The following is a 19,927-nucleotide window of genomic DNA, read 5'->3' on the forward strand; positions in this document are numbered from 1 at the left end:
TCTGCCGGCAAGCCGGCAATGAAGCGGGTACTGGAGCACGCCAACCTCAGCCCGGCTCACCCTCCACGCGGTCCCTGCCCGCCTGCTTCGCCGCGTACACCCCGGCATCGGCCCGCAGCAGCAAGGCGTCGACCCCCTCGCCCGGGCGCCAGCCGGCCACGCCAAAGCTGGCGGTCACCTTGCCTACCCCCTCCACCGGCACGCAGCGTACCCCCTGCCACAACTCCATGGCCAACAACCGCGCCTGTTCGACGCTGCTGGCCGGGCACAGCACAATGAACTCTTCGCCCCCCAGCCGACAGAACACATCGGTGCGCCGCAAGCGCTGCACAATGCGCTGGCACAGGCTGCGCAATACACGGTCGCCCACCGCATGGCCGTGCTGGTCGTTGATCCGTTTGAAATGGTCGACGTCGAGCATGATCACCGCCAAGGCCTGGCCTTCACGCTGGGCACGGTCCAGTTCAACCCTCAGCCGCTCCTGAAAATAGCGCCGGTTATGAATGCCGGTGAGAGAGTCGGTCACCGACAGGGCACGCAAGTCTTCCTCCACACGCTTGAGGTCGGAGATATCGGTCAGGTAGCCATGCCACAAGGTGCTGCCCTGCTCACCGATCTCCGGTGTCGCTTCGCCACGCACCCAGCGCAAGCCCGCACGTGGCAGGCAAACCCGGTACTCCTCGCGCCAGGGCGTAAGGTGTTCGGCCGAGTCCCTTATCGAGCGTCGCACCCGCTCGAGGTCCTCAGGGTGGATACGCTCGAACGCGGCCGAGGCGTCTTCATGCAACTGCTGCAGGTCGATCTCGTAGATGTCGAACAGTCCTTGGCTGGCGTAAGGGAAGCAAGAGTGGCCATCCGCTTGCAGGCAATACTGATAGATACCGCCGGGCACCTCTGCGCTGAGCTTCTCCAGCAACCGGTCACGCAGCTCAAGGGCCTCGTGCACACGGCGCCGCTCAGTGACATCGATGCAAATCGCCAGGTAGCCCACCCACAGCCCCTGCTCGTCAAGCATGGCGGTCACCAGCATGTTGGCCAGCAACTGGCTTGCATCCTTGCGCACCAGTGTCCACTCGCCAGGCTCCGCCCCTTGCGCCTGTATGGTTTCGGCGAACATCGCCTGACCGCCGACGATGGGTCGCCCGTAACGCAGGCTCAAGGCATGGGCGCGCCGCTCGAGCTCTTCGGGCAACACCAGTGCCTCAAGTTGCAGATGGCCAACCGCCTCGCCCATCGAATAGCCCAACATGCGTTCGGCACCGGCATTGAAGGTGCTGACCACGCCTTTGAGGCTGGTCGCGATGATCGCTACCTGTGTGGCCGCATCCAGCACACTACGCAACTGGGCATGCGTTCCGCGCAGCGATTGTTCGCTGATGCGCAGTTCTGCAGTGCGCTGATCGACCAAGGTCAAGGCGCGTTGCCGCTGGCTGAAAAGGCTGTAGAGCAGAGCACTGAGCAGCAGGCTCAGCAAACCGCCGAGCAACCCCACTGCCAGCGCCGCTGAAGAGCGGTTACCCTGCATGAACACCTGGCTTGGACGGATGTCGAGCCGAAACGGGTGGTCAGCCAGTTGCAGCAGTTGTGTGCTGACCAATGCCAGGGGCGCGACCTGGTTCTGTGAATCGAACAGCACTTCATGGCCGTTGCGCCCGCTTGGGTCGGTAATTTGAACCACCAGGTTGTCTTCGGCAGCGGTCGGCAAACCCTCGGTGATCAGTTGGCGCAGGTTCAGCAGCGCCATCACGTAACCTGCTGCCGGGCCATCAGCCTGCGCGTCGGAAAATACTGGCGCGACCATCAGCAGCCCACGGGAATAGTCCGCAACCACATTGATCATGTCCAATGGCTCAGACACCGCCATGCTGCCGGGCAGGACGGCACGCTGCAGGGTTTGGGCACGTTTGGCCTGGCCACGCAGGTCCAGCCCGTAGGGCTGCCCCTGCAAGCGGGTAGCCTGGGTGTAGAGCACCGGGAAGTAGTAATCGCGAGGTGGCGCGGCATGCCAGTTGCCCTGGTCATCGAGATCGCGAATCGCATAGGGCTGCCCCAGCCAGGCACTGGCCTGGCGTTCGAACTCGCGCCGCTGGGCGTGCTCGACCCGCGGTGCCCAGGAATAGGCCTGGGTGCGGCGTAACAAGGGCCGGGCATAGCCGTCGAATTCGCGAGGGGTGATTTCATTGGAGAAGCTGAAGTAGCGCCGCAAACCATCGAGGCGCTGCTGCTGATCATCGAAACGCTCGGCTATACGGCTAAAGCGCTCACTGGCCAACAGCTCGAAGCGCTGGCGCAACTGCTGCATGTAGAACGCCTGTGTGGCCAGCGCCAAGGCTACCGACAGCATGCCACCGGCCACCAGTGCCACCAGGGCCACCCCCCAGGCAGCCATCGCCTCGCTGCCCAGGCCCAGTACCTTCGCACGCACGCCATACTTCGACATAGATTGATCTCGTCAACGTCAGCGTCCTGCGAACATTCTGGCCCTGTGCTGAGTTATAGCTATTGGCCATTAGCCCTGCAACGCAGCTGGTCGTTTCACCGCAATTGCAGGCGCCAGGCGCGGTGAATGCGATTGTTACGGGCAAAGTCCGGGTCCAGGGTCTGGGCGGTGATTTCCTCGACCACATAGCGCGCCTGCAAGTGCTCATCAAGCTGGAACTTGCGGAAGTTGTTGGAAAAATACAGCACCCCTCCGGGCGCCAGGCGTGCCATCGCCAGGTCGAGCAGTTGCACGTGATCGCGCTGAACGTCGAACACCCCTTCCATACGTTTGGAATTGGAGAACGTTGGCGGGTCGATGAAGATCAGGTCATAGCTGTCGCGGTTGGCTTCCAGCCAGGCCATGACATCCCCCTGCTCCAGGCGGTTGCGCTCGGAGAAGCCGTTGAGCGCAAGGTTGCGACGTGCCCAGTCCAGGTAGGTCTTGGACAGATCGACGCTGGTGGTGCTGCGTGCCCCCCCTTTGGCGGCATGCACGCTGGCGGTAGCGGTATAGCAGAACAGATTGAGGAAACGCTTGCCCGCCGCTTCGCGCTGGATGCGCATGCGCATCGGGCGGTGGTCGAGGAACAGCCCGGTATCGAGGTAGTCGGTGAGGTTGACCAGCAGCTTGACGCCACCTTCGTTCACCTCCTGGAAACGCCCCTCGGTGGCCTGGCGTTCATACTGACGGGTGCCACTTTGCCGCTCGCGGCGCTTGAGCACCACACGCTGCGGGTCAATGCCCAGCACCTGGGGGATCGCTGCCAACGCATCCAGCAAACGTGACTGGGCCTTTTCCGGATCGATCGAGCGGGGCGCAGCGTACTCCTGCACGTGTACCCAATCCTGGTAGAGGTCGACGGCCAGGGCGTACTCGGGCATGTCAGCATCGTATAGGCGATAGCAGTCGACCTGTTCCTTGCGCGCCCACTTGCCTAGCTGCTTGAGGTTTTTCTGCAGGCGATTGGCGAACATCTGCGCGCCTTCGGACAGGCGTGCCGGCTCATTGGCCACCGGCACCTGGCGTCGCGTGTCAGTGTGTTCAGCCTGGGCCTCGCGGCGCTCGCCAGTGACGAACTGGTCAGGCTGCACCTTGAACAGCAGCAGCTTGCACGGCAATGCGCCGTTCCAGAACGCATATTGCTTGTGGCTGCGGATGCCCATGCGCTTGCCCAGCTCCGGCGCACCGGTAAACACTGCCGCCTCCCAGCCCATGCACGCCTGGCGCAGGCGTTCGCCGAGGTTCTGGTAGAGGTACAGCAAGCTGGCCTCGTCGCCCAGGCGCTCGCCATACGGCGGGTTGCTGATGACCAGGCCCTTCTGGTTCTGGTCCGGACGTGGTTCGAAACTGGCGACTTCACCCTGGTAGATCTTGACCCAGTCACCCAGGCCGGCGCGCTCGACGTTGTTGCGCCCCGGCTGGATCAGCCGAGGGTCGGCCTCGTAGCCACGGATCCACAGGGGTGGCTTGGCCAGGCCAGCGTGCGCGCGGGCCTGTGCCTGCTCGTGGACCTTGCGCCAGGTGGCCGGCACATGGCCCAGCCAGGCGCTGAACCCCCAACGCTCACGTTTGAGGTTCGGGGCGATGTCGGCAGCCATCATCGCCGCCTCGACCAGGAAGGTGCCCACACCACACATCGGGTCGGCAAGGGCGCCGCCTTCAGCGGCAATGCGTGGCCAGCCGGCGCGGATCAGCACCGCCGCCGCCAGGTTTTCCTTCAGCGGCGCAGCGCCTTGCTGCAGGCGGTAGCCACGCTGGTGCAGGCTATGGCCGGAGAGGTCCAGCGAGAGGATCGCCTCGCCACGGTCCAGCCGCAGGTGCACGCGCACATCGGGGTCGATCTTTTCCACCGATGGGCGCAGGCCTTCGCGGTTGCGCAGTTTGTCGACAATCGCATCCTTGACCTTGAGCGCGCCAAAGTGGGTGTTGTCGATGCCCGAACCATGGCCGCTGAATTCCACGGCCAGGGTCCCGTCGGCGGCCAGGTGGTCAGCCCAATCAACCGCGTGGACGCCATCGTAAAGGTCGTCGGCGTTCTTCATGTTGAAGCGCTTTAGCACCAGCAACACGCGGTTGGCCAGGCGCGACCAGAGGCACAGGCTGTAGGCGGTTTCCATGTCGGCCTCGCCGCGGATGGCCGAGGTGTGCTCACGCACCTCTTCGAGGCCCAGGCCTCTGGCCTCTTCGGCAAGCAGGCCTTCCAGGCCTTTGGGGCAGGTGAGATAGAGTTCGAAACGGTCCGACATGTGTTTTCCAGAGCCTTGGGCTATTAAAGTGACGAGGCGACGCATCGCCCCGCCGATGTTTGCCCGAACGCCCTTCCAGCAAGCGTCCGAGTGGCCGCCGCTGCCAACAGGTGGGCAGCGGACGGTCCGGGCCGCCTGATCGATCCGTGCTCGCCCAGTGGCAGAAACAGCTTAGATCATCAGGCAGTACTAAAAATTTCCGTCGACATCAGGGCGCATGTGACCCTTCGTCGCATTTCAAATTATTTCTGTCATCACGCTGCAGCGCTGGCGAAATGACGTCAAGCGTCAGCAAACCCCGATCATAGCGGCCTCAACAGCAAATAAGGTTGAGTCGCATTTATTTACTTATCCCTTCACCCTCGGAAAGGTTACGTGCTTATGACAAATCGATCATTCCCAGCGTGACTCGCATTCGTTAGAACTGGTCTTAGGCCGCTTCGCAACGAGGCGGCACTTTCAGCCCGCCACGCCGGCAGCGGGCGCACACCGGCAGAACGACTCTGCCCGGCCTCGGAGAGGCCGACGGGACATTACAGTCAACAAGTGAGGGCAACACCCTATGAGAAGACTTAAGCGTGATCCGTTGGAAAGAGCATATTCACGTGGCTACCAATACGGGGTCACCGGCAAATCCCGCGAACTTTGCCCTTTCAATCTTCCTTCAGTTCGCCAAGCCTGGATTAACGGCTGGCGCGAAGGTCGCGGTGATAACTGGGACGGAATGACTGGCACCGCTGGCATCCATAGACTCAACGAAAATCACGCCGTTGGCTGAACGAGGACACTGAATTCGAGTCACCATGCACGCCCCATCCGGGCGGCGGGCTAAGGCCCAGGGGCCCCTTCAAGGGGCCCTTTTTTATGCGTGCGGTTTATCCGCGGGGCATGGCCGCGATCGCATCCACGGCTTCACGGATCAATGCGGGCCCTTTGTAGATGAAGCCCGAATAGATTTGCACCAGGCTGGCGCCGGCAGCAATCTTCTCGGCGGCGTGTCGGCCTTCGGTAATGCCGCCGGCCGCAATGATCGGCAGCTTGCCACCCAGCTCACCTGCCAGCACCTTGACGATATGGGTGCTCTTGCTCAGCACCGGCGCCCCCGACAAACCACCCGCTTCGCCCCCATATGGCAGCCCTTCAACGCCCTCACGGCCCAGGGTGGTGTTGGTAGCGATCACCGCGTCCATCCCCGACGTCATCAGTGCAGCGGCCACCAGTGCGGTTTCCTCGTCGCTCATGTCCGGGGCAATCTTGATCGCCAGCGGTACGCGCTTGCCCTGTTCACCCGCCAACTGCTCGCGGCGCTCGGCCAACGCATCGAGCAACTGCTTGAGCGAGTCGCCGAACTGCAGGCTGCGCAGGCCTGGGGTATTCGGTGAACTGACGTTGACGGTGATGTAACTGGCCTGGGCATAGACCTTGCTCAGGCAGATCAGGTAATCGTCTACCGCGCGCTCGACCGGGGTATCGAAGTTCTTGCCAATGTTGATACCCAGCACACCGTCATAGCGCGAAGCACGTACCCGCTCGAGCAGATGATCGACGCCCAGGTTGTTGAAGCCCATACGGTTGATGATCGCCGTGGCTTCTGGCAGGCGGAACAGCCGCGGCTTGGGGTTGCCCGGTTGCGGTCGCGGGGTGACCGTGCCGATCTCGACGAAACCAAAGCCCAGCTGGGCAAAGCCATCGATGGCCGCGCCATTCTTGTCCAGACCCGCAGCCAGGCCAACCGGGTTGGCAAAGTTCAAGCCCATCACGCTCACCGGCAACGCTGCGGGCTGCTTGCACAGCACACCGTTGAGACCAAGGCGGCCACCGGCGCCGATCAGGTCCAGGGACAGGTCATGGGAGGTTTCCGGAGAAAGCTTGAACAGCAGCTGGCGGGCCAGGGTATACATGGGCGGGCAAGGCTCAGGGGTGAATGAGGCTGCGATTATAGCCAGCGTGCGGCTGGCATGACAGCAAATCCTGGGAGCGCCTTGGCACATGGGTTGCTACATCGCTTGCACAGTGCCTATTCAGTACAGGCGGGGATATTTGTGACTACATCAGCCCTGGCATGGGTAAACGGCAGCGATGCCCCGGAGAAACCCAGCCTCAACATCGGCTTCATGGCCCTGACCGATTGCGCCTCGGTGGTGGTTGCCGCCACCCAGGGCTTCGCCCAGCAACAGGGGCTGTCCCTGACCCTCAAACGCCAAGGTTCATGGGCCGGCCTGCGCGACAAGCTGGCCACTGGCGAACTGGATGCCGCGCACTGCCTGTACGGCCTGGTGTACGCCGTGCACCTGGGCATAGGTGGCGTGCCGGCCAGCGACATGGCGGTGCTGATGGGGCTGAATCAGAACGCCCAGGCCATCAACCTCTCCCCTGCCCTGCAGCGCCAGGGCGTGACCAGCCCTGAAGCACTGGCTCGCCTGGTGCACCAACAAAGCGCACGACTGACCTTCGCACAGACCTTCCCCACCGGCACCCATGCCATGTGGCTGTATTACTGGCTGGCCAGCCAAGGCATTCACCCCTTGCACGATGTCGACAGCGTGGTGGTCCCTCCCGCCCAGATGGCAGCGCACGTTCAGGCCGGGCGAATCGACGGGTTCTGTGTCGGCGAGCCTTGGGCAGCGGCGGCCGTGGCTCAAGGCCAAGGGTTCACCCTGGCCACCAGCCAGACGGTCTGGCCCGACCACCCCGAAAAGGTTCTGGCCAGCGCCCGCGCCTTCGTCGAACAGTACCCCAACAGTGCGCGCGCCCTGGTCAAAGCCATCCTCGCTGCCGGCCGCTTCATCGAACAGAGCCCAGAGAACCGTCGCAGCACCGCGCAGTTGCTCAGCGGCAGCGCTTACCTGGACACCGCCCTGGGCACCATCGAACCACGCCTGCTCGGCGACTACCAGGATGGGCTGGGCAACCACTGGCACGACCATCACGCCCTGCGCCTGTTCGACCAAGGCCGGGCCAACCTGCCTTACCTGTCCGACGGCATGTGGTTCATGACTCAGTTCCGCCGTTGGGGCCTGCTGCGTGATGACCCCGACTATCTCGGCGTCGCCCGCCAGGTCCAGCAATGGGCCTTGTATCGGGAAGCGGCGCAAGCCCTGGGTGTGCATTGTCCGGACCTGCCGATGCGCAGCAGCCTGTTGATCGATGGTATCCGCTGGGATGGCAGCGACCCGCACGGCTATGCCCGCAGCTTCAGTCTGCATGCGCTGGGCGAACTGCCCGATGCTCGTATCGGTCTGTGAGGGCCATCACCATGCTGCGCATCCTGCTGATCGACGATACCCAGAACAAGCTCGGCCGCCTCAAGGCCGCCCTGCGCGAAGCAGGCTTCGAAGTAATCGAGGCGCCGGACCTGACCATCGACCTGCCCGCCTGCGTCGAATCAGTGCGCCCCGACGTGGTGTTGATCGACACTGACTCCCCCGATCGCGACGTGATGGAACAGGTGGTGCTGGTCAGCCGCGACCAGCCTCGCCCGATCGTGCTGTTTACCGACGAGCATGACCCTGGGGTGATGCGCCAGGCGATCCAGGCGGGTGTCAGCGCGTACATCGTCGAAGGCATCCACGCCGCTCGGCTGCAGCCGATTCTGGATGTCGCCATGGCCCGCTTCGAAAGCGACCAGGCACTCAAGGCGCAGTTGCTGGCGCGCGACCAGCAGCTTGCCGAGCGCAAACGCATCGAGCAGGCCAAGGGCTTGCTGATGACGATGAAGGACTGCAACGAAGAGCAGGCCTACACCCTGATGCGCCGGCAGGCCATGAGCCGACAGCAGAAGTTGATCCAGGTGGCTGATCAGATCATAGCCATGCACGAGATGCTGGGCTGAAGCCCCAGGCGCGCCAGCTTGGCCCAGCTTTTGCTGGATAAAGTGCACCGGTAGCCAACGGCGGTTGCCCACAGACCCTCGACAAAGACGTCGCTCCCCCTCCACGCCAGTGGGTCGGGTAGCGGCGTCTTTTCGTTTCCGTTGCATTGCCCAATGAGGTGTTCGATGAGTACCAGCTTCTGGAAATCCGGGCATGTGCCCACGCTGTTCGCCGCCTTTCTGTATTTCGACCTGAGCTTCATGGTCTGGTACCTGCTTGGCCCCCTGGCGGTGCAGATCGCCACCGATCTGCAACTGAGCGCACAGCAACGGGGCCTGATGGTGGCGACACCGATTCTGGCGGGGGCAGTGCTGCGCTTTGTCATGGGCCTGCTGGTCGACCGTCTTTCGCCTAAGACTGCCGGGCTGATCGGCCAGGTGATCGTTATCGGTGCCCTGGCTGGGGCCTGGTACCTGGGTGTCCATAGCTATGAGCAGGCCCTGTTGCTCGGCGTGTTCCTTGGCGTTGCCGGCGCCTCGTTCGCCGTTTCATTGCCGCTGGCCTCGCAGTGGTACCCGCCACAGCATCAGGGCAAGGCAATGGGCATCGCCGGTGCAGGCAACTCCGGCACCGTTTTTGCCGCCTTGCTGGCGCCTGTGCTAGCCGCAGGTTTCGGCTGGAACAACGTGTTTGGTTTCGCCGTTATCCCCTTGACCCTGACCTTGGCATTGTTCGCCCTGCTCGCGCGCAATGCACCCCATCGGCCAACGCCAAAGGCCATGGCCGATTACCTCAAAGCCCTGGGTGACCGCGACAGCTGGTGGTTCATGTTCTTCTACAGCGTCACCTTCGGCGGCTTCATCGGCCTGGCCAGTGCCCTGCCCGGTTATTTCAGCGACCAGTATGGCCTCAGTCCGATCACTGCCGGCTACTACACGGCTGCCTGTGTCTTCGCCGGCAGCCTGATGCGCCCGTTGGGCGGCGCACTGGCCGATCGCTTCGGCGGTATCCGCACGCTGCTGGGCATGTACAGCATTGCCGCCATCTGCATCGCAGCCGTGGGCTTCCACCTGCCCAGCGCCCCCGCAGCACTGGCTTTGTTCGTCAGTGCCATGCTTGGCCTCGGGGCAGGTAACGGCGCGGTGTTCCAGCTGGTACCGCAACGTTTTCGCCTGGAAATCGGTGTGATGACTGGGCTGATCGGCATGGCCGGGGGCATAGGCGGCTTCCTGCTGGCGGCCGGCCTGGGCGCCATCAAGCAGCACACCGGCGATTACCAGTTGGGGCTGTGGCTGTTCGCCAGCCTGGGCCTGCTGGCCTGGTTCGGCCTGCATGGGGTGAAGCGACGCTGGCGTACCACCTGGGGCTCGGCGGCGGTCACTGCGGCCCGAGTATGAGGCCAGGCGATGAGCCTACAACTGAGTTTTGCCCAGGCCAGTGCCACCGGGCCACGTGCAGAGAACCAGGACGCCCTGCGCCTGGTCACCCCGGCGCCAGAGCTTGCCGCCAGCAAGGGCTACCTGTTCGCCCTTGCCGACGGCGTCAGCCAGTGCGCCGATGGCGGCCTGGCAGCACGGGCCAGCCTGCAGGCGCTGGCCATGGACTATTACGCCACACCCGCCACCTGGAGCGTGACGCAGGCGCTTGATCGGTTGCTGCTGGCACAGAACCGCTGGTTGCGTGCGCAAGGCGACCAACCACTGCTGACCACGCTCAGTGCCCTGGTCCTGCGTGGGCGCCGTTTCACCCTGGCGCATGTCGGCGATTGCCGTGCCTACCGCTGGCACGACGACCGCCTGCAGCGCCTGAGCGAAGACCACGTGTGGGACCAGCCGGGCATGCAGCACGTGCTCAAACGGGCGCTGGGCCTCGATCAACACCTGTTGGTGGATTACCTGGACGGCGAGCTGCAACAGGGCGAATGCTACGTGCTGGTGAGCGACGGCGTCTGGGCCAGCCTGGGCGACCAGCATATCCAGGCGGTGCTACGCGAGCAGCCTGACCTGCAGTTGGCCGCCGACACGCTGGTCGCCAGCGCCCATTACAATGGCAGCCGGGACAATGCCAGCGCCCTGCTGGTACGGGTCGAGCAACTGGGTACAGCCAACCTGGGCGATACCCTGGTGCAACTGCAGCAATGGCCGCTGCCCGGCCTCCTGCGCGACGGCCAGGCGATCGATGGCTGGCAGGTCGAGACACGCCTGGCGCACAGCCGTCAGGCCTTGCTCTACCGCGTGCGCGACAGCCTAGGCCAGCCATGGCTGTTGAAAACCTTGCCGTCCGCTAGCGCGCACCTGCCCGACGCCGCACAAAACCTGTTGCTTGAGGAATGGTTCCTGCGCAGGGTGGCCGGCCGCCATTTCCCCGAGCTGCACACCGCCAGCCAGCGCCAGCACCTGTATTACGTGATGCGTGAGCATAACGGGCTCACACTCGCAGCCCAGTTTGCCGAACAGGGCCCATTACCGCTGGCTCAATGGCTGGAAGTGGCCCGCCAACTGCTGCAGGCAATCGGCATACTGCACCGGCGCAACCTGCTGCACCGTGACATCAAGCCCGACAACCTGCACCTGGGCAAGGATGGCCAATTGCGCCTGTTGGACTTTGGCCTTGCGTACTGCCCTGGCCTGAGCGAAGACCCACCGCATGCGTTGCCCGGCACACCGTCGTACATTGCTCCGGAAGCTTTCGAAGGCCACCCGCCAAGCCCGCGCCAGGACCTGTATGCGGCAGGTGTCACGCTCTATTACCTGCTGACTGGGCATTACCCCTATGGTGAGGTGGAAGCGTTCCAACGCCCGCGCTTTGGCCAGCCTGTCAATGCCGCGCGCTATCGCCCTGACCTGCCGCAATGGTTGCAGCACAACCTGCAACAAGCTGTGGCGGCGGACCCGTTGCGTCGCTTCGAAACCGCCGAACAGTGGTTGCTGCTGCTCGAACGCGGCGAGCGGCAGGTGCTCAGTCGCCCATTACCACTGCTCGAGCGCGAGCCGCTGAAGGTCTGGCGGACCCTGGCCCTGCTGTCGTTACTGCTCAACCTGATACTGCTATTGAGCCTGCTCAAAAGCTGAGTGCACTTGCCAATGAGCAACGCTGGGTGAGCAAGCACTTGCGATTGGTCTGTGCCGCCCCTGGTTCGCTGCGCAACGGCACAAACGCCAGGCAAAGAAAAACCCGGCCGAGGCCGGGTTTTTCATTGAAGCTTCAAACCAATTACTTGGCCTGGGCTTCTACCTGAGCTTCAACGCGACGGTTGATAGCACGGCCTTCTTCGGTGGCGTTGTCAGCAACCGGACGGGTTTCGCCGTAGCCAACCGAGTCAACACGGCTCGACTCTACACCGTACTGCTGGGTCAGAACCTGCTTCACAGCATTGGCACGACGCTCGGACAGCTTCTGGTTGTAAGCGTCTGGGCCAACGGAGTCAGTGTGACCTTCAACCACGGTGGTGGTTTGTGGGTACTGCTTCATGAAGTCAGCCAGGTTCTTGATGTCGCCGTAGCTGTTTGGCTTGACGACCGACTTGTCGAAGTCGAACTTGACGTCCAGCTCAACGCGAACGACTTCGGCAACAGCCGGGCAGCCATCAGCGTCAACGGTAACGTTGGCTGGGGTGTCAGGGCACTTGTCGACGTTGTCGCAAACACCATCGTTGTCGCTGTCGGAGCAGACTTCAGCAACGGGAGCCGGAGCGACTGCCGCTTGCTTCGGGCTACCGCCGAAGTTCAGGCCAACGCCAACGCTCGGGGCCCACTCGGTGTCGCCCTGGTCGATGTTGTACTGAGCTTCAACGCCGGCACGGGCGTAGAACATGTCGGTGATGTACCACTTGGCACCCGCGCCAACGTTGGCGAAGGTGGAGTGGTCACGACCGCCACGGCCGGTCTGGCCCAGGGACTGGTGCGAGAAACCAGCGGAAACGTACGGACGGATGGCGTCGTACGGGTTGTTGAAGTGGTAAACGGCATCCAGGGCAGTGTTCGAACCCTTGATGTTCTTGCCGTCGTCGCCACGAGCGTTGTGAACTTCGTCGTAGCCCAGACGCAGCTCAACGTCGTCGGTCAGGAAGTAACCGATCGAACCGCCGAACAGGTTGCCGTCGTTCTTGAAGTCGCGCTGGCTGTCGAAGAATTCCTTCTTGTAGAAGATTTCAGTCTCGACGGCGCCTTGACCTTGTGCCATAGCGCCAATCGAAGTGGCGGCTACAAGCGAACCAATGGCCAAGCCCAAGGTGTTTTTCAATTTCATCCGTTAAATCCCCATCTGGTGATAGTTAAGCAGTCCCACCAAAAATCCGGGGGACAACTCGACGGCAAGTCTAGCAGAACTCGCCGGTTGGTTAGAGATATTTCCGATGGACTAAGTTTCATCCATCCCTGCAAATTTCTCTCTAAGCTTGTCTAGCGCGCGCTTGTAGCGCATTTTCGTGGCGCTCAGGCCCATGTGCATGATATCGGCGATTTCCTGGAATTCCAGTTCTGCGACAAATCGCAGCACCAGAATTTCCCGGTCGATCGGGTTCACATGCACCAGCCACTTGTCCAGCCCACCCTTTTCTTCGGGTTTCGGAGCCTTGTCTTCTGACGCCTCTTCAACAGGGTCAAGACTCAAGGCATCCATCAACCGACGTTTGCGACGCTCCTTGCGGTACTGGGTAATGCACTCGTTGTAGGTAATGCTGTAGAGCCAGGTCTTGAACTTGGATTTGCCCTCGAAGTTCTTCAGACCATACAGCACCTTCAGCATCACTTCCTGACAGACATCATCGGCATCCCGGTCGTTCCCCAAATAACGCGCACAGACGTTGAACAGGGTCCGCTGGTAGCGCCGCATGAGTTCCTCATAGGCGCGGGTAACGTGATACAGCTCTTCATGCGAACGCGCCACCAACTCCTCGTCGGTGAGCTCGCGGGGGTCATAACGCATGGGCGGCGAATGCACTTTATTCAAAACGGATCTGGCCGACAGTCAGGTCAATGTCGCCGCTCGGCCCGTGGGTCGATTTTTGCGGCGGCATACATTAACAGCTTTTGTGCGGTTAGCGGCTATTGACGCGCTGCTCGAGCAGCACGCGATTCGACAACGACACCAGTTCGCCATCGTCGGTCAGCAGCGTCGTCTTGACCGTGCCAATCTCCTCAATCTGCCCTTCGACCTCTCCAATCCGCACCTGCTGGCCAACTTGGTAGAGTTCGCGAACGTAGATACCGGCCAGAATCTGCCCGGCAATTTCGCGACTGCCCAGGCCCATGGCAAGCGCAACGGCCAGACCAACGGTAATCAAGCCAATCACGATGACGTGGTTGAGCAGGTCGGTCTTGACCTCCAGCTGGCTGATCGCCACCGAGATGCTGATGATGATGACCAGGCCCTGCGTGATGCGCCCCAGCCCCGCGGAATACTCAAGGCCGATACCTTCGGCGGCACCGCGCACCAGGCCATTGGCCACCTGTGCCAGCAGCACACCCGCCAGCAACACCAGCGCGGCGCCAAACACCTTGGGCAGGTACAGGGCAAGCATGTCGAGGGTTGCCGAGACCCGCTCGAGACCGAGCGATTCAGCGGCCGATACAAGGAATATAAGCAGCACGAACCAATAGACGATCTTGCCGATCAGGGTTGAGATCGGCACCTGGATACCAACCCGGCCAAGCATCTTGGTCAGCCCGGTACCCGCCATCAGGCGATCGAGGCCGAACTTGGCCAGCAGCTTGGACAGCAGTGTATCGAGCAGCTTGGCGACCACGAAACCGAGCAGCACCACGACCAGCGCGCCGAACAGGTTGGGGATGAAGTTCGCCACCTTGGTCCATAGGGCAGTCATGGCAGTGACCAGGCTCTGGGTCCAGAGATCGAGTTCCATATTCAATCGGCCTTATCAGCTTTGCTGCCAGTGGCAGCGTTACGGGCAGAATTGCGGCGCACCGGCGCCACATGCGCCGAGCCATTGTTCACGGCGATCAGCAGCGCCTGGCTCCAGCGGCCAAGCAGGCTGAACAGATCACCCGCGCCGACCTGACGGTTGGCGGTTTTCAGCACGCGACCCAGACAGGCGGCGTCGTCCCGGTCCTTACCGGACGGCGACGCCTTGAGCAGGTCACGCAGGGATTCTTCAAACGGATCGTGCATGTGCACCTCGCGCAGTGTCAGTCAGAGACGAGAGCGCCGGGCGATGGGTCACACATCGCAGTGGGACGAATGTTTCAAGATGGCTCGCCCCCCTCACACCCAGCGCAGCCGCCGGAACAGCCACCACTGCCCCACCGCCAGCCCCAGCACGACGATGCAGGCGAACAGGAAGCCATAGGGGTTTTCAGCCCCCGGAATACCGCCGACGTTGATGCCCAGCAGCCCGGTAATGAAGCTCATGGGCAGGAAAATACAGGTGATGATGCCAAACCGGTACATGGTCCGGTTCATCCGCTCGCTACGCCGCCGGTCTTCGCTTTCCAGCACCAGCGCGGCCCGTTCGCGGGTCAGCTCCAATTCTTCGAGGTAGCGGATCAGGCTGTTGTTGAGTTCGTTCCAGTAGTCGGCGTCGGCATCGGCGAACCAGCTCCACTTGCTGCGCGAGAGCTGTGCGTAGATCTCCCGCTGCGGCGCCAGAAAACGCCGAAGGCCAGCAGCCCGACGGCGGATCTGCTGCAAGCTGCCTTGCTCCGGAGTATACCGTTCGTCGGATTCGACCTTTTCCTCTTCCAGGTCGACCAGTTCCGACAGGTCGCTGACCAGCCCTTGCACCTTTTCGGTCAGTAATTCACCCATGAGCAGCAAAAGCGCGGAGGCCGATTTCGGCCCCCTGCCCTCATCCAGTTGCTGAAGAATTTCGTCGCTGGCGCGCAACGGCCGCAAGCGCAGCGAAATGACCCGCCGCGCCTGGGCGAAGATACGCACCGAAACCATGTCTTCGGGCTCAGCACCCGGGTTGAGGTTGACCCCGCGCAAAAACAGCAGCAGCTGTTCCTCGGCCAGCGGCAGCAGGCGCGGACGGGTGTTCTCTTCCAGCAACAAATCACAAGCGAATTCAGTCAGGCCGCTGTGGCGCAGCAGCCAGGTTCGGGTTTGCGGATGACTGCGGTCCCAGTGCAGCCACAGGCTTTCCTGTGGCTGCAACTGCAGGTCGTCCAGCTCAGTCCGGGCGATCGAGCGTGCGCCGCCTTTACCATCGAGCACCAGGGCATGCACCAGCCCCCACTGCGCGTTGTCTTCCTCGAACATCAAAGCTCCATCAGCGCGCGCGGCGCGTCACTCCGGCATCTTCAGCGGGCTTGGCGAGACGATCACGCCGTTGTTGTCGGCATACACGTACTCACCCGGGCGGAAAGTCACCCCGGCGAAGGTCACGACCACGTTCAGGTCACCGATACCACGCTTGTCGGTCTTCATCGGATGGCTGGCCAGTGCCTGCACCCCCACGTTGGTCTGGATCAGCACATCGACGTCACGTACACAGCCATAGATCACCAGGCCTTCCCAGCCATTGCTGGCGGCCTTCTCCGCCAGCATGTCGCCCAGCAGCGCGCGGCGCAGCGAACCGCCACCATCGACCACCAGGACCTTGCCCTTGCCGTCGAGCTCGACCTGCTCCTTGACCAGCGAGTTGTCTTCGAAGCATTTGATGGTGACGATCTGGCCGCCGAATGAATCACGGCCACCGAAGTTGCTGAACATCGGCTCCAGCACCTGGACCAGGTCTGGATAGGCGTCGCACAAGTCGGGCGTTACGTAATGCTGCATGGGAAGCTCCTGTCAGTCACAACGAAAAGCGGGTATCGGCCAAGGCTACACCGGGGAGGCTGTTGCAGTCATCCGGGACTGATCGGTCATAGCTATTTCGTCTGCTCCGAAGACAGGGCCCGCACAGGCAGCAGAACATCAACCGACTGGCACAGGCTCCACCCTCACAATCGATGCATGCACCGGTGCCAGAGGCGCGCGCAACCAGCGCTCTACCAACGGCCACACCTGTACCTGCGCCGCCTTGCTCACCAGCATGTCGACATGCCCGAACGCCTCGAAGCCTTCCTCGCGGCCCAACCTGAGGAACTGCTTGCGTTCCCCGCCCAGTTGCTCGAACAGCTTGCGACAGGCCCACACGGGGTCCTGGAAATCGCCCGCGCCCGCGACTGCCAGCACGGGCACGTCGACGTCCGCCAGGCCAGCCCACCAATCGCTGTCCTTGTCACCAAAGCGGCCAAACAGACCATGCCAGCGCATGCTCTCCAGAGCCAGGCCAATCGGTTCATCTTCAGGCCCGCGCTTGAAGCGTGGCCCGGAAATCTGCCCCCAGCGCCTGAGCAGCAGCTTCGCGCCCCAGGCCACTGGCGGCACCTTCAACGGCCAATACACCCGGCTGACCTGCGTGCCGAAAAACGCGGCACTGGCGACCTGCTCGGCACGCAGAAAACCACCGCCCAGGGCCGCCGCCAGGGTGGTCCCGCCCAACGAATGGCCGACCCAGTGCGGCGCTCGGCCTGACTGCTCTTCAACGAAGGCTGCGATCAACGGCAGGTCATGGCGGGCATAATCGGCAACCCGGTTGTGCCGCCAATTGCGGTTACGCGGTGACAGACCATGGCCGCGCATCTCCGGGATCCACACATCGAAACCCGCCCGTGCCAGGTAGGCGCCCAGGCCAATGCCCTTGGGCGAATACCAAAAGCGCCGGTTGGAGAAACTGCCATGCAGGAGTATGACCGGCACGCCCTGGGCCCGGCCCTGGTCGGCCACACCCAGGCGGGTAACGGCCAGCTCAACGCTAGGGTCAGGGCTGTTGCCAGCCTTGATCCGGTACACGTCTTCGCTGAGGTCGCCGCGGCGCTCGGCACTGAGCAAGGCCACGGGAAATAGATTGCTGCTGCTTTGCATAGGGTTTGGTGCACAAAAAAGGGCGGGATCCATTGCTGGAACTCGCCCTGAAAAAAACCAGGCGCAGGCGCGTCAGGCACGCCTGCGCATTCACTCCATCAGGCCGCGCCCTGACCTTCGGCCAGGAAGAACCAGGTTTCGAGTACCGAGTCCGGGTTCAACGACACGCTCTCGATACCCTGCTCCATCAGCCATTTGGCCAGGTCCGGGTGGTCCGACGGGCCTTGGCCACAGATACCGATGTACTTACCAGCCTTGTTGCACGCCTGAATGGCGTTGGCCAGCAGCTTCTTCACCGCCGGGTTACGCTCATCGAACAGGTGGGCGATGATGCCGGAGTCGCGGTCCAGGCCCAGGGTCAACTGGGTCAGGTCGTTGGAGCCGATGGAGAAGCCGTCGAAGTACTCGAGGAACTCTTCGGCCAGGATGGCGTTGGACGGCAGTTCGCACATCATGATCACGCGCAAGCCGTTGTCGCCACGGGCCAGGCCGTTCTCGGCGAGCAGGTCGATCACCTGGCTGGCTTCGCCCAGGGTGCGCACGAATGGCACCATGATCTCGACGTTGGTCAGGCCCATCTCGTTGCGCACGCGCTTGAGGGCGCGGCACTCAAGCTCGAAGCAGTCGCGGAACGACTCGCTGATGTAGCGCGAGGCACCCCGGAAGCCCAGCATCGGGTTTTCTTCTTCCGGCTCGTACAGCTTGCCGCCGATCAGGTTGGCGTATTCGTTGGACTTGAAGTCCGACAGGCGCACGATGACCTTTTTCGGGTAGAAGGCCGCCGCCAAGGTGCTGATACCCTCGACCAGCTTCTCGACGTAGAACCCAACCGGGTCGTTGTAGCCGGCGATGCGCTTGTCGACGCTTTCTTTCAACTCCGGCGGCAGGCCGGCATAGTTCAACAGCGCCTTGGGGTGCACGCCGATCATGCGGTTGATGATGAATTCCAGACGCGCCAGGCCGACACCGGCATTGGGCAACTGGGCGAAATCGAAGGCGCGGTCCGGGTTGCCGACGTTCATCATGATCTTGAACGGCAGCTCGGGCATGGCGTCCACCGAGTTCTGGCGGATGTCGAAGCCCAGTTCGCCTTCGAAGATGAAGCCGGTGTCGCCTTCAGCGCACGATACGGTCACACCCTGGCCGTCCTTGAGCAGCTGGGTGGCGTTGCCGCAACCGACCACTGCCGGAATACCCAGCTCACGGGCGATGATCGCCGCGTGGCAAGTACGCCCACCGCGGTTGGTAACGATCGCGCTGGCGCGCTTCATCACCGGTTCCCAGTCCGGGTCGGTCATGTCGGACACCAGCACATCGCCTGGCTGCACCTTGTCCATCTCGGACACATCGTTGATCACGCGGACCTTGCCAGCACCGATGCGTTGCCCGATGGCACGGCCTTCGACCAGCACGGTACCCTTCTCTTTGAGCAGGTAGCGTTCCATGACGTTGGCGCTGGCACGGCTCTTCACGGTCTCAGGACGAGCCTGAACGATGTACAGCTTGCCGTCGTCACCGTCCTTGGCCCATTCAATGTCCATCGGGCGCTGGTAGTGCTGCTCGATGATCATCGCCTGCTTGGCCAGCTCATTGACTTCGTCATCGCTCAGGCAGAAACGCGCACGCTCGGCACGCTCGACTTCGACGGTCTTGACCGAGCGCCCGGCCTTGGCTTCGTCGCCGTAGACCATCTTGATCGCCTTGCTGCCCAGGTTGCGGCGCAGAATCGCCGGGCGACCGGCCTGCAGGGTGCTCTTGTGAACGTAGAATTCGTCAGGGTTGACGGCGCCCTGCACCACGGTTTCGCCCAGGCCGTAGGCGCCGGTGATGAACACTACATCACGGAAGCCCGACTCGGTGTCGAGGGTAAACATCACACCGGCTGTGCCAGTTTCCGAACGGACCATGCGCTGCACGCCCGCCGACAGGGCTACCAGCTTGTGGTCGAAGCCCTGGTGTACGCGGTAGGCGATGGCACGGTCGTTGAACAGCGAGGCGAACACTTCCTTGGCCGCGCGGATCACGTTGTCGACGCCACGGATGTTGAGGAAGGTTTCCTGCTGGCCGGCGAACGAGGCATCCGGCAGGTCTTCGGCAGTGGCCGAAGACCGCACGGCAACGGCCATGTTCGGGTTGCCCTTGGACATTTCGGCGAACGCCGTACGGATTTCCGAATCCAGACGGGCCGGGAATTCGGCTTCCATGACCCACTGACGGATCTGTGCGCCCGTCTTGGCCAAGGCATTGACGTCATCCACGTTCAGCGCATCGAGTGCGGCGTGGATGCGGTCGTTCAGGCCACTCTGGTCGAGAAAGTCGCGGTACGCCTGAGCCGTAGTGGCAAAGCCGCCCGGTACCGACACACCGGCACCTGCGAGGTTACTGATCATCTCGCCCAGGGATGCGTTCTTGCCCCCCACATGCTCTACATCATGGACGCCGAGCTTATCGAGGGAAACTACGTACTCTACCAAGGTGATCTCTCCACTAACTGTATTGGAAAAGCTCAAGGGCACCCG

The 19,927-nt window shown here is 62.5% G+C and carries 16 protein-coding genes; 5 read left to right on the plus strand and 11 right to left on the minus strand.

Going from position 1 to position 19,927, the window contains the following annotated elements:
- Positions 1–46 precede the first annotated feature (46 nt).
- A complete protein-coding gene (locus tag APH34_RS18125; RefSeq protein WP_054902324.1) occupies positions 47–2,440 on the minus strand; it encodes a diguanylate cyclase in 2,394 nt (797 codons plus the stop codon).
- A gap of 95 nt (positions 2,441–2,535) precedes the next feature.
- Complete coding sequence (gene rlmKL, locus APH34_RS18130) at positions 2,536–4,728, minus strand: bifunctional 23S rRNA (guanine(2069)-N(7))-methyltransferase RlmK/23S rRNA (guanine(2445)-N(2))-methyltransferase RlmL (RefSeq protein WP_054902325.1); 2,193 nt, start codon at positions 4,726–4,728, stop codon at positions 2,536–2,538.
- A gap of 562 nt (positions 4,729–5,290) precedes the next feature.
- Between rlmKL and rmf the strand changes: the two genes are divergently transcribed.
- Complete coding sequence (rmf, locus tag APH34_RS28770) at positions 5,291–5,506, plus strand: ribosome modulation factor (RefSeq protein WP_003248687.1); 216 nt, start codon at positions 5,291–5,293, stop codon at positions 5,504–5,506.
- Between the two features lie 97 nt (positions 5,507–5,603).
- On the opposite strand, the gene APH34_RS18135 is transcribed toward rmf, so the two are convergent.
- Entirely contained in the window at positions 5,604–6,629 is a 1,026-nt protein-coding gene (locus tag APH34_RS18135) for a quinone-dependent dihydroorotate dehydrogenase (RefSeq protein ID WP_054902326.1), read from the minus strand.
- Between the two features lie 141 nt (positions 6,630–6,770).
- On the opposite strand from APH34_RS18135, the gene APH34_RS18140 reads away from it, so the two are divergent.
- The 4 genes from APH34_RS18140 (at position 6,771) to APH34_RS18155 (ending at position 11,611) form a co-directional block, all read left to right on the plus strand.
- Positions 6,771–7,973, plus strand: coding sequence for a CmpA/NrtA family ABC transporter substrate-binding protein (locus APH34_RS18140; RefSeq protein ID WP_054902327.1), 1,203 nt, complete (start codon positions 6,771–6,773; stop codon positions 7,971–7,973).
- A gap of 11 nt (positions 7,974–7,984) precedes the next feature.
- Positions 7,985–8,560 (plus strand): ANTAR domain-containing response regulator, encoded by a 576-nt coding sequence (locus APH34_RS18145; RefSeq protein WP_054902381.1) that lies wholly within the window; start codon positions 7,985–7,987, stop codon positions 8,558–8,560.
- Positions 8,561–8,725: 165 nt separating this feature from the next.
- Entirely contained in the window at positions 8,726–9,937 is a 1,212-nt protein-coding gene (locus APH34_RS18150; protein ID WP_054902328.1) for a NarK/NasA family nitrate transporter, read from the plus strand.
- Between the two features lie 9 nt (positions 9,938–9,946).
- Entirely contained in the window at positions 9,947–11,611 is a 1,665-nt protein-coding gene (locus tag APH34_RS18155) for a bifunctional protein-serine/threonine kinase/phosphatase (protein WP_054902329.1), read from the plus strand.
- A 142-nt stretch (positions 11,612–11,753) separates the two neighbouring features.
- Here the strand turns inward: APH34_RS18155 and APH34_RS18160 are convergent, their stop codons facing one another.
- The 8 genes from APH34_RS18160 to ppsA all read right to left on the minus strand — a co-directional run bounded on the left by APH34_RS18160 (position 11,754) and on the right by ppsA (position 19,882).
- Positions 11,754–12,788 carry an OmpA family protein gene (locus APH34_RS18160; protein WP_054902330.1) on the minus strand — a complete coding sequence of 345 codons (1,035 nt, stop codon included), beginning with the start codon at positions 12,786–12,788 and terminating at the stop codon, positions 11,754–11,756.
- 111 nt (positions 12,789–12,899) lie between these two features.
- A complete protein-coding gene (gene sigX, locus APH34_RS18165; protein ID WP_054902331.1) occupies positions 12,900–13,466 on the minus strand; it encodes an RNA polymerase sigma factor SigX in 567 nt (188 codons plus the stop codon).
- 112 nt (positions 13,467–13,578) lie between these two features.
- Positions 13,579–14,403 (minus strand): mechanosensitive ion channel domain-containing protein, encoded by an 825-nt coding sequence (locus APH34_RS18170; RefSeq protein ID WP_054902332.1) that lies wholly within the window; start codon positions 14,401–14,403, stop codon positions 13,579–13,581.
- A 2-nt stretch (positions 14,404–14,405) separates the two neighbouring features.
- Positions 14,406–14,669: a hypothetical protein gene (locus tag APH34_RS18175; protein WP_054902333.1), complete on the minus strand. Its 264-nt coding sequence runs from the start codon at positions 14,667–14,669 to the stop codon at positions 14,406–14,408.
- A gap of 93 nt (positions 14,670–14,762) precedes the next feature.
- Positions 14,763–15,758: a zinc transporter ZntB gene (locus APH34_RS18180; protein WP_054902334.1), complete on the minus strand. Its 996-nt coding sequence runs from the start codon at positions 15,756–15,758 to the stop codon at positions 14,763–14,765.
- 27 nt (positions 15,759–15,785) lie between these two features.
- Positions 15,786–16,277: a ribonuclease E activity regulator RraA gene (gene rraA, locus APH34_RS18185; RefSeq protein ID WP_054902335.1), complete on the minus strand. Its 492-nt coding sequence runs from the start codon at positions 16,275–16,277 to the stop codon at positions 15,786–15,788.
- 138 nt (positions 16,278–16,415) lie between these two features.
- Complete coding sequence (locus tag APH34_RS18190) at positions 16,416–17,441, minus strand: alpha/beta fold hydrolase (protein ID WP_054902336.1); 1,026 nt, start codon at positions 17,439–17,441, stop codon at positions 16,416–16,418.
- Positions 17,442–17,506: 65 nt separating this feature from the next.
- Positions 17,507–19,882: a phosphoenolpyruvate synthase gene (gene ppsA / locus APH34_RS18195; RefSeq protein WP_054902337.1), complete on the minus strand. Its 2,376-nt coding sequence runs from the start codon at positions 19,880–19,882 to the stop codon at positions 17,507–17,509.
- Positions 19,883–19,927 lie beyond the last annotated feature (45 nt).

It is taken from the genome of Pseudomonas sp. NBRC 111131 (assembly GCF_001320525.1).
Classification (GTDB): Bacteria; Pseudomonadota; Gammaproteobacteria; order Pseudomonadales; family Pseudomonadaceae; genus Aquipseudomonas; species Aquipseudomonas ceruminis.